Here is a 16,913-nt window from a genome sequence, read left to right as displayed (position 1 = left end):
GAAGTGAAAGGAGCGATACGCATGTTTTGGACAATTGAATGGGATACTGTCTTAAAATTAGCCGTGGCCACCTTAATCGGGCTGATCATTGGTCTAGAACGCGAGCTTAAGAAAAAGCCGCTCGGCTTAAAAACGTGTATTGTCATTGCTGTCAGCTCCTGCGTATTAACCATCATCAGCATTGATGCAGCCTACAATTTCCCTCGAGTCTCTAAGCTTCAAATGGACCCACTCAGGTTACCGGCGCAAATTATATCTGGTGTTGGTTTTATTGGAGCAGGTGTGATTCTGCGAAAAAGCAATGATGTCATCTCAGGTCTCACGACTTCCGCGATGATCTGGGGAGCAGCAGGACTTGGGGTTGCAACAGGTGCAGGTTTTTATAAAGAAGCCTTCCTCAGTCTTTTCTTTATTCTGATCAGTGTCGAATTTTTACCATGGCTCTTCCAGCGAATCGGGCCGATCCGCCTGCAGGAAAAAGAAATCCGCATCAGGATGTCACTTTCTGATCGAAACCGGATGACAGACATTTTAAAAGAAATGAAAGCACTCAATATTCGCATTCATTCTGTTCGAATTGATGATTTAAAGGAAAAGGACTATCCGATCATGGAAGTACGCGTTCGTGTGCATAAAGACCGATATACAACCGATGTGTACTTTGATATTAAAGATCTAGAAGGCGTTGTTGGCGTGAAGTGTGATACGGTGTAAAAGGTGATGAGACAAAAGTCTCATCACCTTTTTTATGGGATAAGGGGTTGAACCACAGCTCGCATTCAAATAAAATACAAAATATGAAATAAATGATAAAAGGGGATTTCTCATGGGCTCAATGGATCGTAAAAATCGCATTTTTCTCTTTACTGGTATTCTGGCAGTATTCGCACTAGCTGTCATCTTCACCTCACATTATGTCACTCCCGCATCAACGAATGCAGCAGACAAAAAACAAACAAAGACACCAAAAAACATCATCTTTATCGTTGGTGATGGGATGGGGATGCCCGTGATCAAAGCCTACCGTACATTCAAGCAGGAAAAGCATTCTTCTTCAAAAGAACAGACTGTCTGGGACCCTTATTTAGTCGGGATGCAGACGACACATCCAGATGATCCTCGAGATAATATTACTGATTCAGCTGCCGCAGCCACAGCCATGGCAACCGGAAAAAAAACATACAATGATGCTATCGCCGTCAATCATGAAAAAGAACCTCTTAGAAGCGTCGTTGAAGCAGCAAAGGAAGCACGAATGAAAACAGCCTTTGTCGTCTCATCTGATATCACCGATGCAACACCGGCTGCTTTTGGCACACATAACGTCTCCCGAAAAAACAAAGAACAAATTGCAGACCACTTTTTTGATGAGAAAATCAACGGAGAGCACAAAGTCGATATCCTTCTCGGTGGCGGCATGCAATACTTTGACCGCAAAGACCGTGATCTTGTTCAAGCATTTAAGAAGAGCGGGTATGCCATTCTTCGATCGAAAGATGATTTAACATCTCAATCATCAAAGCAAATGCTCGGCTTATTTCAGGACGATGAGCTAGATCGAGCCATCGACCGTCCGAAGCATGTGCCTACTTTAAAAGACATGACGCAGGCAGCACTGACCCAATTAAATCAGGACAATCAGCATGGCTTTTTTATGCTGCTTGAAGGCAGTACCATTGATTCTGCTGGACATGAAAATGATGTTGTCGGAGCAATGAGTGAGATGGAGGATTTTGAGAAAGCGGTCCAAGCGGCACTTCAATTCGCTAAAAAAGATCAAGAAACCCTCGTGGTCATCACAGCAGATCATGCGACTGGCGGTTTTTCTTTTGGCGCAGATGGTATGACAAGTGAGACCGGCTATAAATGGGACCCAGCGCCCATCCTAGCTGCAAAGAAAACGCCTGTGTATATGGCAAAGAAAATCGCAGGTGGTCAATCAGTACGTGATGTACTTCACACCTATATTGATGTCTCACTCACAGAAGAAGAAATCTCACAGGTAGAAAAAGCGGCACAATCAGGGAAGGCCAGTACGATCCAACTCAGTATTCAACGTATCTTTGATCAGCGTTCTTTCACAGGCTGGACAACCTTTGCCCATACAGGTGAGGATGTCCCTGTCTATGCATACGGGCCAGGTAAAGCAGCATTTCAGGGCTGGATTGATAATACAAAGCAAGGAAAAAACCTGTTTCAAATGATTGAATCGCCATCCGCATATCGCCCATAAAAAACAATCCCCGCCTCAACACATAGGCGGGGATTTTCGTTTTAAGATTGACTTAGCTTTGTAAAGTCAAACGTCGTAATAGGTGCTGCTTGCTCAATATCGGAGCGGAAGCCAGCGAGCATAGCCTTCTCTTCTTCTCCGAGGGTGGCCAAATCAAAGGCTTGATGCAGCAAACCATAGATCAGCATGTGACGTAAGCGAAGGAAGTCAGGAATGTAGGCGAGCCACTCATCCCCAAGCTCATTCTCTTCACGATATCCTTTAAGGAACTGCTTCATAAAGTTCCCTGCAAAAGCAGCTTTGTCTTCGTATGGAATCACTGGGTACCACAAGACATTGTATAGCAAAATGCTGATGTCGTTCATAAACCAGTTGTATCCAATATCATCGAAATCAAAGGTCGTGATTTTCCCTTGATCCCAGTGGAAGTTTCCATGATGCAGATCCGCATGAACCAATCCGTACGTATCCTGATTTTTCGGGAGCTTTGCCAGCTTTTCCATTAATCGATCCGCTTGTTCGAACACAAGCGTCTGATCTGCTGGTACATATTTTCGCAGCTTAAGCTGCTCCTCTTCATCCCACTCTTGTCTTTTATAGCGTGGGTCTGACAGCTGATAGCTTTTTGTCAGCTTGTGCATGCGGCCTGTATATTGTCCAAGGGCATAAAATAATTCATCGTTCCAGTCTGCCTCTTCAACTTTTCGGCCTGGTGCTTTTTCATAGACTCGAAGCAAAAACGCACCGCCTTGCCCATCGTCTACTTGCTCGATATCACGGCCATTTAATGAAGCAATTGGTTTCGCAACCGAAAGACCGCCCTTCGCTAAGTGATGCAGCCATTCCATTTCACCTAAAATATAATCAGGTGATCTGCGGATGGTATGAGTAATTTTTAAAATGAAAGACTCTCCGTCCTTTTTCATTTCATACACATAGTTTTCTGCATCTGCGATAAAGTGGATGTCACTTCGCTGGACCCCGTATAAATGAGTTGCCTCATCTAAAATTTTCGATTCGTCATATATGGCTTTTACATCTTTATGCATGCTGATTCTCCCTCTTCATATATTTTGCTAATTCGCGAATGGTGTGTTTTTCAGCAAAATTCAAATCATCAACATACCAACCCTTCTTTTCAATCTCTACTTCCATTTTGACAGCAAGTAAAGAATTTCCTCCTAAATCGAAAAAGTCGTTGTCAATTCCTACTTTTTCCACATGAAGAATGTCACACCAAATGTCTAAAAGTAAGGCCTCACGTTCATTGGTTGGCTGTACGTAAAGTCCATCAGCCTGCGTATGTTCCGTCTTTAATAATGAACAAAGACCTTCTTCATCATGCACCTTTAGAGCCTTCACATAGCCGCTGTGCAATGTTTGATCTGTTTGAACCGTTTCCCATGTATAAGCTTCCGAAGCGGGATGACTTGCTGCCTTCATCGTGTGATCCTCTATTTCTCCAGCTGAGTGCTGACGAGATGACAGTTGATTGACGATTTGAATGTGATCACTCAATGAACCGATTTCTTCCACTTGTATTCGATATGTTTGCTGACCCTCAATCTCCTGCATCTGATGCTCTTCCATAAATGACTTGAATAGCTGATTACGTCCAGTAGATGCAAACGTAAATTCAATGGTAGAAAGTTGGTGCTGACGGCTGTATTCAGCGAGCCATGTCAGACATTTTTGCTCAATCCCTTTCCCTAGAGCACGGCAGCTCAGCATCCATGCATCAATTTTCAACGTTTCATTCGCATGATGTGCCAAGATGGCGCCTACAATCCCTTCATGACTGAAGCGATCCGCTGCCTCAATGATCCAGCCTTGAACATGCTCATTCTCCATCCGCTCTCTCAGCTGCTGTTCATCAAAGCGCTGATCATTTAAACGGAATTGGTTAATGCGACTGCTCATCTGAGCCACCCGGGCAAGGTGCTGCTCTCCCCATTCTGTTACGCTCATGTTCAAATTCAAATCTTTTAAAAATTGCTCCATTGACGGCGACTCTGCTCGCTCTTTTTGACGCGCTTTTTCAGCCTGATAGCTCATTGTCCGCCCTCTATCCTCATCGGTGACATCATAGCGGTCAAATGCCCAAGCATGCTGGGTAAATAACGGAATGGCTTTTTCATTAGCAGGTAACAGCAGTGTCATCACTTCAGGTAGCTCTTCATTCATACGCAAGCACTGCGCTGAGTCATCATCTAAGAAAATAAACTGAGATAATGAAAGGTTCAGTGAATCTGCCATCTCTTTTAGATGGTCCGGTTTACTTTCCCAATTGATCCGCCAGTCGACAATATCCTCTTTTTGCAAGATCATATCCGGGTGGTTTTCAAACACACGCCACACATCTTCTTCATTATTCCTGCTGCTTAGGACAAGCAGCATCCCCTCTTGTTGCTTTTGTTTTAAAAAGCGCTGGAGCATTTGATGTTCTGGCGTGATCTCGATGCCTTCCACGCCGTCTTCTGAAACGACACCTCTCCAAAGTGTATGATCGCAGTCAATGGCCGCTACTTTAAATGGTGCACCTTGCCATGCAACAATCTCTCGCGCGACTTTTGTACCAATTGCTCCACAAAAGGCTTCAGTGAATGGGAGATGCGCGGCTTGCTCTCCTTTTTCATCAAAAATCTCTTCAATCTGATATTGCTGAGCAAGCTGGCGGCAGTCGATTAACTGAACGCCGCTCATCTCAGATAACTGGGCGATCCACTCTTGTTCCACGTCTTGCAGGGTGTCTTTAAAAGCAGTACTCATTGGCAAAATGCCAACAAAATATAGGTTATGTTTCGTTTTTAATTTCAGAACGTTGGCAAGCTCTCCAGCATGTTCTGAGGCCAGCTTTTTCTTTTCTTCAAGTGATAGATGAGCTGGACCCGTGATATCCTCCAAACGAATGAGTAGAAGGTTGGCTCCATTTTTCTTCTGTGAGATGAGACTGCGTTCGTTTAACAATTCCTGATAGACCTGCCCATACGGTGCAAATTGAACATCGAGCTGCACATCAAACTGCTTAGCCCAGTACTGAATGTAAGGAGCGACTGGATCTGCCGTAAACGTGGAGCTGACTGTCAGCACAAGTGGTGCTTTTTTCTCTGCACGCTCTCTTTTCTCTTTTGCCAATCGTTCTTCTTCCTCTGAAAGCACAGTAAAATCCTTGAGCAATTGATCAGGTGCTTGAACAGCCTGTTCGACCAAGTGCTGGAAGTGTTTCACGAAAGCTTGCATCGTCTCATGTTCAAACAGAGCAAGATTGTATTGAAGAACGCACTTTAACTCGCCTGTTACCTCTCTGACAACATCCATTTTCATATCGAGCTTGGAAATTCCCTTAGCAAACTCATGCGTTTCAAAGGTCAGTCCATCCGCTTCAATTTTAATATTTGGATCGTACTCATTATGATAAATGAGCATCGTATCAAAGAATGGATTGCGATGCGGTCTTGTTTTTGGATTTAGATGCTCGACCATTTGATCAAATGGATATTCTTGATGATCATAAGCATCAAGCAGGACTTGCTTTGTTTGAGCCAATTGCTCTGTAAAGGATACATCTTGTACCATGTCTAGTTTAATTGGCAGGAAGTTCGTAAACATGCCAATTGTATGTTCAATATCTGCGTGACGTCTTCCAGCAACAAGAGAACCGACAATCAGCTCCTCCTGATCGGCATAACGTGAGAGCAGCAGACCATATAGCTGGAACAAGATGACATTGTTTGTCAGCTGAAATCGTTCAGCGAGCTGTTCAATTTTTTCGACGATGTGCGGTTCAATATTAAATTTGATCGCTCTTCCTAAGAAGGATTGTTCCTTCCGTTCAAAATCATATGGCATCGTCAAGGTTGGAACGTTTGAGCCCACTTGCTCCTTCCAATAATTCTGCTGCTTTTGAAACATCTCACTGCGGAAATACTGATCCTGCCATTCTGCATAATCCTTATATTGAACAGTAAGTTCAGGCAAGGCTTCCCCTCGATAAAGCTCAGTAAATTCTTTAATAAAGATGTTCATGCTCGCACCATCAGCCACAATATTATGCATATCAACTAATAAGAGATGATCATCTGCTGCGATTTTCACAAAACGCACACGGATCAATGGTGCAGCCTTTAAGTCAAATGGGCGAATGAATTCATCGATTTGTGCTTCTAATTCCTCTTCCTTCGCCTCTGTCATTTCAACAGCAAACTGGTATTCATTATGGACCCGCTGAACCGGTTCTCCATCTTTTAATTCAAAGGTCGTTCGCAAGGTTTCATGACGATCAATTAATTGCTTGAAGGTCTGCTCAAAACGCTCGACGTCAATTTCACCTTTACATCTTAGTGCCATCGGCATGTTGTATGAGGTCACTTGACCAATACGCTGATGAATGAGGAACGTCCGTCTTTGAGCAGCAGATAATGGATACGTGTCTTTCTTTTCCACTGGTTCAATCTTGAAATATTGATGCTTCTCTGCCTTTTCGATGAATGCTTGTAGCTTTTCAATCGTCGGATTGTTGAACATGTCTGTGAGCGTAAGTTCTACACCAAACTCTTTGTGAATTTGAGAAATCAGACCGGTCGCATTTAACGAATGTCCGCCAAGCTCAAAGAAATGATCGTCCCTTTCCACCTTTTCGATTCCTAAAATGTCTTTCCACATCCGCTTTAGTGTTGCCTCAATGTCGCTCGCTGCTGCGTCTTTGCCTTGATTGTTTTCCTCTATTTCCTGCCCCTTGTTTTCCTTCGGCACCACCATTTGCACACCTGAAGACGAAGAGAGTGCTGATGTATCTACCTTTTCAATCCAATATCGTTGTCGTTCAAACGGATAGGTCGGCAGGGATACTTTTTGAATTGATTTGTGTTGTCTTAATTTTGTCCAGTCAACCGGCACTCCTTGAAGCCAGATGTCACCCAGCCTGCCCAGCAGGTAGCGGTCGTCTGCTGCCTCTTCTTTCGGGTGACGCATCAATGGAATCGGCTGCTGATGGTGTTCCTTAGCGGCTTGGCGAATAAAGGCACTTAACGTATTCCCCGGTCCGACTTCAATGAAAATGGGATCAAGCTCCGTTAATAATGTCTCTGCCCCATCACGGAAACGGACCGCTTGCCGCAAGTGATCGGCCCAGTATGCTGGGTCTTGCACCGCTTCATTTTCAATCCACGTACCCGTGACGTTAGAAATATACGGGATAGACGGTGCATTCAATCGATACTCTGCTAATTTTTCTTTGAATGATGGGAGGATGTCATCCATCATACTCGAATGGAAGGCATGAGAGGTGTGAAGCTTTCTGCACCCATGTCCAGCAGCCTCTAGCTTCTCAGCGAGTGCATCAATGGCTGCAGTCTCGCCTGACACCACACATAACTCAGGACCATTTACTGCGGCGAGTGAAAGATCATCTGTCAAATGTGGCAGCACCTTCTGTTCACTCAAAGGAATACTCAGCATAGAGCCTTTCGGAAGCTGGCTAATGAGTTGTCCACGGTAAGACACGAGATCTATGGCATCTTCTACAGATAGTAAACCAGACACAGCAGCTGCTGTGTATTCTCCAATACTGTGACCGATCATCGCCTGCGGCTTTATCCCAAAATGAATCAACAATTTAGCCAAAGCGTATTCAATACTAAACAGGAGCGGCTGCGTATATTCTGTTTGGTTGATCAGCTGACGGTCATCACTTACTTCTGTTGAAAATAAAATGCTGAATGAATCAACTGAAACATGCTGTTTGAATTGCTCCAAGCATTGATCCAGCGCTTCCTTAAAGACTGGATACTTGTCATAAAGCTGACGCCCCATGTCCACATATTGAGATCCTTGGCCTGGGAAAAGAAAGACGACAGGCCGGCTCGATGTTTGAGAACTGGCCGTCTTGACCACCTCTTTTGACCTTTGATTCAGCGCTTGTAACATGTCAGCTGTGTCACTTCCAAGAATCACACGCTTATGCGGGAAATGATGGCGTCCTGTTTGGAGCGTATAGGCGACATCCGCTAAACGGACATGCTGCTGATGCTGAAGCAAATAGTCGGCAAGGCGGTCCGTCATTTTCTCAAGGGCTGCTGGTGTTTTTGCAGATAATAAAAGAAGCTCACTGTCATCTGCGCTATCTGCTGCTACACGTGTATTCGGTGCTTCTTCTAAAATGACATGAGCGTTTGTTCCACCAATTCCAAATGAGCTTACACCTGCCCGGCGAGGAGCTGCCTGCTCGCCCCATGGTGTCAAGTCTGTGTTCACAACGAAAGGTGAATCGGCAAATTCAATTTTTTCATTCGGCGTCTCGAAATGAATCGTCGGCGGAATCACTTGATGCTTTAAGCTTAAGACCGTTTTAATAAAACCGGCGACACCTGAAGCATCATTCAAATGACCAACATTTGATTTCACAGAACCAATGCGGCAAAAGCCTTTTTTATCTGTATCAAACGCTTGCTTGAGTGCTTCAATTTCGATCGGGTCTCCGAGCGTTGTTCCGGTCCCATGTGCTTCAATGTAAGAAATGCTTTCAGGATCCACCTCGGCCATTCGAAGTGCTGTCTTAATCGCTGATACTTGGCCTTTTGTACTCGGCGCAGTATACCCTACTTTTCTATTTCCATCATTATTAATAGAAGATCCTTTAATGACAGCATAAATGTGGTCCCCGTCTTCAATGGCATCCTCTAAATTTTTTAAAATGACAGCTCCTGCACCATCACCAAAAACGGTTCCATCGGCTTTGTTATCAAAGACGCGGCAATGTCCATCAGATGAATGGATCATACCTTCTTGATACAGATAGCCCGATTTTTGCGGCAGACGAATGGACACGCCGCCTGCAACTGCCATATGACAGTCTCCGCTTAATAAAGCCTGAACAGCTAAGTGAATTGACACCATAGAGGTCGAGCAGGCGGTTTGCACCACCATGCTCGGTCCCTTCAGATTTAATTTATATGAAATCATCGTCGCCAAATAGTCACGCATATTGAGAACAGCGGCTTCCAGTGTTTTCGAGTCCTCACCCTGAGCAGCCCCTTGAAGCGCTCTCATGACCCATTCTGTATTGATTCCTGCACCTGTATAGAGGCCAATTTGACCTTTATATTCAAACGGATCGTACCCAGCATCCTCAAGCGCCGTCCAAACACATTCATGAAACAGTCTGAACTGCGGGTCCATCATAGCCGCTTCCTTTGGTGTATAGTCAAAGAAATCCGCATCAAATAAATCGACATCATCAAGCATTCCTTTTGCTTTCACAAACCGGGGGTTTTTCAATAAGGCTTCATCTGTACCTTCACGCCGTAATTCTTCCTCTGTAAAAAAGGAGATTGTTTCCTTTCCCTTTTTCAGATTCTCCCAGTACTCTTCTACGTTTTTGGCACCTGGAAAACGACCTGCAAGACCGATAACAGCAATTTCTGCGCCATGATAGTGATTCGTTGTATCATTCATTCTCGATTCCGCCTCTCAATCTTTTATTCCGTTGCTGTTTAAAACGAGCTCTTCGATCACCTGATGTGACGACGGCTAGTTCTTCTTCCATCGATTCTTCCTTCGATTCATCAGAAGGCTTAATATATTTCGCAAGCTCTGCGACAGATGGGTACGTAAACAAGGTCACAACCGCTTCATTTGTTTGAAGTGCTTGATTTAACCGATTGGTGACTTGAACAATATCCAGTGAACTTGCGCCAAGATCAAAGAAGTTGTCGTGAATGCCCACTTGCTCCATGCCCATAAAGTCCTGCCATACTTGACAGATCGCTTTTTCAGTTTCATTTCGAGGAGCCACATATGGATTGCTCAGCTCTGGCCTTTCGTGCTTAGACACCTCATATGAATCCTCACTCTCTGCTGCCTTAGGCTCTAGTGAAAGCCATTGATCTATCCGTTCATCAAGACTACCTGTGGACACGAGCATGTGACGATTCTGTCGATTAGAAAGAACATATTGGAACAGCTCGGCACCCTCTTCTGGTAAAATCGCAAGCTCATTAATCGATTCTCCAATTGTCGATTCTAGCTCACCCCAGAAATTCCACGCATCCCAGTTCACACACATCCACGGGGTTTGACTATGTTGATTGATTCTAGCTGCAAATGCATCCATATATAAGTTGGCCGCTGAGTAAGCAGAGAATCCTAAGCCCCCAAGCAATGCGCTAATGGATGAAAAGAGGAGACAAAAATCCGCTTGCTCTTGATCTAGCAGCTGCTCCAGCACATCGAGCCCTTTCACCTTTGATTGGAATTGATCCTCTCCCTGCGCAAGTGTAGAAGGTATATCTTTGATCGCTCGGAAGGATGTACTCCCTGGTAATCCTGCCGCATGGAACACACCATGAACGCCGCCATGTTTTTGACGAATGGCCTCAAATACATGCTTCATTTGATCAAGATTTCCCGCATTCGCCTGCACCGCTTCAACTGTTGCACCTAATCGTTCAAGCTCGAGTACTTTCTCAATTCTCGTACGCTGCGCTTCATCCGCATTTTCTTGATGAACGTATGACGCCCATTCACCTCTTGGCGGCAATGCCGTTCTTCCTGTTAAATAAAGATGTACATTTCCTTCTTTCGCCAGCATCTTTGATAGAACAAATCCGATGCCTCCTAATCCACCTGTGATGAGATACACGCCATTTGGTCTGATCATCTTCGGAAGGCCATCTTCTTTTTGCAGCGGCATACGTTTGTAGCTCTGCACCCAGCGTTGACGATTGCGATACGCCACAAGCTGGTCCTTTCCAGGCTGCATGATTTCCTGCACAATGAGATCGACAAGTGTTTGTTCCTTCCAAGACATCATGTCTGGCACGTCTTCCACATCGATATTCCAGCATTTGATATGGTGGTATTCCTGTGAAATGACTTTACATGGTCCAAGCATTGCACTTTTCTCTGCACAAATCGTCTCATGCCCTGTGACTGGCTGAATCCCGCTAGTGACAGTAAACAGACGGCATTCTCGAATATTTTTTTGAGCCGCAATGGCTTGAGATAAGAAAATTAAGCTGTAATAGCCTTTTTCAATATGTGCCTGAAAAGCGGTTTGACGACTCGCGATGTCATCTTCTTTTGCAGCTTCCCATAAATGCAGAATACGAGTGATATTGACACCTTTATTAGACAATGAATCTAGCATGTTTCGATAATGCTGGCCTTCTGCCGGGTTGATCGTAAACGATTGACCTTGCTCTTGGTAAGCTTCACCCTTTGTGACAGAAATGGCCTTGATTCCTTGTTGATTGAATGATTGTGTAAACAGTTCATGAAAGGCATTCTGTTCCCTGAAAATGAGCCACGTTTGTTCTTCTGTTTCTTTTTCGAAAACTGGTTCTAGCGGCTGCTGCTCCCATGAAGGCAGGTAGAACCATTCTCCCATCTCTTTCTTCTTCGTTTCCTTATGAGCTGATAGCTGCGGAGGAGAAGCCGGCTTCCCTGCTTCAATCCAATATCGTTTACGCTCGAATGGATAGGTTGGCAGCGAGATAAGCTGACGCTCCTCTTGAGTTGGACTTTGCTGCGTCTTGACCTCGTAGCCTCCTGCCCATAGCTCTCCTATTCGTTTTAAGAAATACGCATGATCATCCGCTTGTTCCCTTGCATGTCTCACCATATTCAGCACTTCATGATGAGACTCTTTGTTTTCATGACGTTTCGCTAATGCTGTCAAGCTGTTTCCAGGTCCTACCTCAATGAAAGCTCGTACTTCATCGGTGAATAGCTGAGACAAGCCAGCATGAAAACGAACGGTTCCACGAAGGTGATTTGTCCAATAAGATGCTGTCATCACCTCTTCACTTGTCGCCCACGTGCCTGTCACATTGGAGATGAACGGAATCGTCGGCTCATGCAATTCCACTTGCTCTACGAATTGATGAAACGCCTCCAGCATCGGCTCCATCATGTAAGAATGAAAGGCATGGGAAGTATGGAGCTGTCTTGTGACAATCCCTTTGTCTTGCAGCTTCTTTTCAAAAGCGTTGACATGCTCTTCCTGCCCAGAGACGACACAAAGGTCTTTTGCATTGACAGCAGCAACGGAAAGCGATTCATCGATCATCGAGCCAAGCTCTGCCTCCGGTAATTGCACACTAAGCATGGCGCCTTTTTCCATGCCTTGCATCATTCTGCCTCTTGCCATCACGAGTGTTAAAGCAGACTCCAGTGAGAAGACACCTGACAAACAAGCGGCAACGTATTCGCCAATACTGTGTCCAATCATCGATTCCGGCTCAACGCCGCTATGCTGCAGCAGCTTTGCTAATGCGTATTCGAATATGAAAAGAAGCGGCTGGGCATTTGATGTTTTTGTGATGTCTTGGTTTGTTTCATCCTCTGAAAAAACAATGGCCTTTAAATCAACTTGTTCCGTTTCCAGGACATATTTGAAGCACCTGTCTGCTTCCCATTTGAACACAGGCTCTGCTTCGTATAACCCGCGCATCATGCCAGCATATTGAGCGCCTTGACCCGAGAACATAAAGGTAGCTTTACGCCATTTTTTGCTTCGGAACACATTGGTTTCAAGTTGTTTTTGCTGCAGCCATTCATCAGCAGATGAGAGCACAATGGCTTTTCGGTACGGAAATTGCTTTCTGCCATAGCGCAATGTATAAGCGATATCTTCAAGCGGAACTTGAGGATGATGTATCACATAGTGCTTTAATTGATCCGTCATTGCCGCTAAAGCGGTGTCCGTTTTTGCAGATAGGACGAGCAGCTGCTTTTGCAAAGAAGCTGGTTTCTGCTTCACCAGTATTCCTTCTTCTATGATCATATGGGCGTTCGTTCCGCCAATTCCGAAAGAACTGACCCCCGCTCTTCTCGGCTCATCTGCTTCCTTCCAGTAGAGCGCCTTTTGATTTACATAAAACGGTGTATCTTTGAAAGGAATATCCTCATTTGGCGACTCATAATGAATGGTCGGCGGGATCGTTTTATGCTGTATGGCCAAAATGGCTTTAAACAGACCGGCAATCCCTGCCGCACTATTTAAGTGTCCAACGTTACTTTTGACAGAACCGATTGGAATCGTCAGCGGCTCTGTTCCTTTGAACACTTGGCTAAGGGCAGATACCTCGATTGGATCTCCCATTTTTGTCCCTGTTCCATGCGCTTCTAAATAACCGATGGAAGCGGGATCTATGCCTGATTTTTCATACGTTTCTTTTAGAACCTCTGCCTGTCCTTCTACACTCGGTGCTGTAAAACCAGCTTTCCGGTTGCCATCATTATTCACACCAACCCCTTTGATGACAGCATGAATCGGATTGCCGTCTCTGATGGCATCTTCGTAACGTTTTAACAGAACAATCCCCGCTCCATCTCCGAAAATGGTTCCGCTCGCCTCTTGGTCAAACGGACGGCAATGGCCATCTTTTGATTGAATCATCCCATCTTGATAGATGTAGCCGATATTTTCTGGAGAGCTGACCGTCACACCGCCAGCCAGCGCTGCATCACATTCTTGATTCAATAATGCTTGACAGGCCATGCCAATATTGACAAGTGAGGTCGAACAAGCTGTCTGCATGGTCACACTAGGCCCGTGTAAATTCAATTTATAAGAAAGCTGCGTACTAAAGAACTCACGATCATTTAACAGCATCGCACTGAATTGCTCTGTTGCTTCCATTTGATGTGCAAAGCGCGTCAGCCACTCATGATTTGGACTTGTTCCTGTATAAACGCCAATTTTCCCAGCCATTCTGTCAGGGTCACAGCCAGCATCCTCAAGCGCCTCCCAAGCACATTCATGCAAGAGTCTGAACTGCGGATCCATCAGCTCTGCCTCTCTAGCAGAATAGTTGAAGAAGTCTGCATCAAAGCCCTCGATATGTTGTAAACGGCCTTTTGCTCCGATAAAATTCGGATGCTGATAAACAGACGCATCCAGCCCTGCTTTCTTGAGCTCTTCTTCTGTGAAAAAGTGAATCATTTCCTCGCCATTCACAAGACGCTGCCAAAAGTCTTCTAGCGACGACGCCCCTGGGAACCTTCCTGCCATTCCGACAATTGCAATATCTGTATGTTCCGGCGACGTGATCTTTACTGGGAGAGAAGCAGGTGTTTGTTCACGTTCTGCCTGTTCTTCAAACAAATATTCAGAAAGGCTTGCCACTGTGGCAAAACGATACAATTGAACGGTGTCAATTTTTTGATCCATTCGCTCAGATATTTTCGCTGCAAGCTGGGATATATCAAGAGATGTCGCACCAAATTCAAAAAATGGTGATTCATCGTCTATTTGATCAAACCCAAAATGAGTTTGAACAATGTCATGAATGTCTTTTTGTAAAGAAGCGAGCGATGTAAATACACGTTTTTCCTCCTGTGGCTTGTACGGTTCAATGGCTGCCATCGGTTTTGTTTGTGCAGAGAAGTCTTTTTTATGAAATGGATACCCTGGGAGCGGAATACGCTGCCTGTTCTTCTCATCTGTTAAAGGAAAAGCTAAGTCGACCCCCATTTCCCAAAGAACACCTGCGATTTGAAGGATGTCTCCATCAAGTGGTTCGGTTGTTTTTTCTGCTCCTTTTTCAACCATGATCCCTTGTTTCATTGAAAGATCGATGATCAAGGCTGTTGATTCCTGCTCAATCAAAGACGGCTTTACAGCCTGGCCCATATCAAGGAAACGCTTTGCAGACGATGGTTGGAAGGTGGTCAGTTCCTCACCGGTCTGTTGAATGTAAACAGGCTGATGCAGTGTTTTTGGAGGCAAAGTAGAAAGCCATTGATCCACCTTTTGAGTGTCACGAAGGTGATACACAATGGATGCCGCTTCTGTCAGTTCAAGACCGCCGGCTGCGTATAAAGCTGTCCACACCCCGCTCCCTTCTCCAATCCATACGTCTGGTTCAATCCCGAGTTCCCTCAGCTGATAGGCAAAAGCCGATGTCATGATCAGCATAGCCACTTCTGCTTGACCATGTTGTTTTGAATGGAACAGCTGATCTTTTTCTATAGGTAACACGGATTGGATGAGGCTAATGAATCGATCCACTTCTGTCTTGAAAGAATGGTCTTTCTCATACAGCTTGATATATTCACGTAAGCCTGCCTCATGATAGCCAGTCAACCTCATGCTCATCCGTTTGAAAAGAGCACTTTCTCTGCCTACAGTCTCTTCGTTTAGAACTTGTAGCTGCTCTAGTAATTCATCCCTCGTGGAACAGACAAACGTTTTTCGGTATTGGAAGGCCCTTCTTCCACTTTGTAAGGTGTAAGCAGCTTCACCAAGTGAGAGTTCATGATGTGAGGAAACATATTCCTTCAGGTTTTTTGTCATGTTCTTCATGTCATGCTTTGATCTGGCTGACAGCACGATTAATTCTTTGGACGAGTCCGGGTTGTTTGCTTTTCTCGGCTTTGCCTCTTCTAAGATGACATGGGCATTTGCACCACCTATGCCAAAGGCGCTGACTCCAGCTCTCCTTGGCAATTGAGACGCCTTCCACTCTTCTTTATTTGTCCCAACATAAAATGGGGTTTGATCAAATGGAATACGGTGATTCGGCTTATCAAAGTGCGGCATCGGGACAAATTGACGATGATGCAGCATCATGACTGTTTTGATAAACCCAGCCACGCCGCTTGCAGCATCTAAATGACCAATATTGGCTTTCACTGATCCAATCCGGCAAAAGCCTTGTTGATCTGTTTGAAAAGCACGAGTGAGCGCTTCAATCTCTATCGGATCTCCAACTGGTGTACCCGTTCCATGTGCTTCGATATAAGAAATCGTCTCTGGTTCTGTCTCAGCCATTTCTAAAGCAGATTCAATGACGCTTGCCTGACCACTGACACTTGGAGCCGTATAGCCGACTTTATTGCTTCCATCATTGTTCGTTGCAGACCCTTTCACGACGGCATAAATAAAATCTCCGTCTTCTAGCGCATCTTTTAATCGTTTTAGCGCCACAACGCCTGCACCTTCTCCAAAAATGGTCCCTTTTGCTTTCTCATCAAATGGTCGGCAATGGCCATCAGGAGAATAAATCATTCCTTCTTGGTGTTGATATCCTGTAATCTGCGGCTGATGGAGTGTGACACCGCCAGCTAACGCAAGGTCACATTCTCCACCGATTAATCCTTGGCAGGCCATATGGATAGCAACAAGCGACGTGGAGCAAGCCGTTTGTACCGATACACTTGGACCTTTTAGATTTAATTTATAGGCAACCCGAGAAGCAAAGGACGGGTCATTGAGATGCATGATTTGAAACACATCTTCGTTCTTTTCAAGTGACGACATATGCTGCCCCATCCACGATAGATTGCTAGATGCACCAGCATAAAGGCCAATTAACCCATCGTATTGCTCAGGCTCATAGCCAGCGTCTTCTAGCGCATGCCATGTACATTCATGCATCAATCGAATTTGCGGATCCATGATCGAAGCCTCTCGCGGAGTATAGCCAAAGAAGTCTGCATCAAATGATGCCGCACCTTGTAAATATGGCTTGGCCTTCACATAATCAGGATGCTTTAGCAGCGTCTCATCTACACCAGCTGCCTTTAATTCCTCATCAGTGAAAAACGTAACGGATTCCTTCCCTTGCGATACATTTTCCCAAAACGTTTGGACATCCGGTGCTCCGGGAAACGTACCTGCTAATCCTACTACTGCAATTTCAAGTCCAGATTCGGTCCATTGCTCTTGATCAGACAT

The 16,913-nt window shown here is 45.0% G+C and carries 5 protein-coding genes; 2 read left to right on the top strand and 3 right to left on the bottom strand.

Going from position 1 to position 16,913, the window contains the following annotated elements; translation table 11 throughout:
- Positions 1–21 precede the first annotated feature (21 nt).
- Together NPA43_RS03355 and NPA43_RS03350 are read left to right on the top strand one after the other, a co-directional pair.
- Positions 22–714 carry an MgtC/SapB family protein gene (locus NPA43_RS03355; RefSeq protein ID WP_024424547.1) on the top strand — a complete coding sequence of 231 codons (693 nt, stop codon included), beginning with the start codon at positions 22–24 and terminating at the stop codon, positions 712–714.
- Positions 715–826: 112 nt separating this feature from the next.
- Entirely contained in the window at positions 827–2,233 is a 1,407-nt protein-coding gene (locus NPA43_RS03350) for an alkaline phosphatase (protein ID WP_099727357.1), read from the top strand.
- Between the two features lie 41 nt (positions 2,234–2,274).
- Here NPA43_RS03350 and NPA43_RS03345 read toward each other — a convergent pair whose 3' ends face one another.
- From NPA43_RS03345 to NPA43_RS03335, 3 genes are read right to left on the bottom strand one after another with little or no spacing between them, the layout of a single operon-like run.
- Complete coding sequence (locus NPA43_RS03345) at positions 2,275–3,282, bottom strand: phosphotransferase enzyme family protein (protein WP_099727358.1); 1,008 nt, start codon at positions 3,280–3,282, stop codon at positions 2,275–2,277.
- Positions 3,275–9,685 (bottom strand): type I polyketide synthase, encoded by a 6,411-nt coding sequence (locus NPA43_RS03340; RefSeq protein ID WP_256499369.1) that lies wholly within the window; start codon positions 9,683–9,685, stop codon positions 3,275–3,277. The genes NPA43_RS03345 and NPA43_RS03340 overlap by 8 nt, the downstream gene beginning before the upstream one ends.
- A complete protein-coding gene (locus tag NPA43_RS03335; RefSeq protein WP_256499368.1) occupies positions 9,678–16,913 on the bottom strand; it encodes a type I polyketide synthase in 7,236 nt (2,411 codons plus the stop codon). Before NPA43_RS03335 ends, NPA43_RS03340 begins: the two co-directional genes overlap by 8 nt.

Source organism: Bacillus pumilus (assembly GCF_024498355.1).
In the GTDB taxonomy this organism is placed as follows: domain Bacteria; phylum Bacillota; class Bacilli; order Bacillales; family Bacillaceae; genus Bacillus; species Bacillus pumilus_P.
This window is presented reverse-complemented; position numbering and strand designations above follow the sequence as displayed.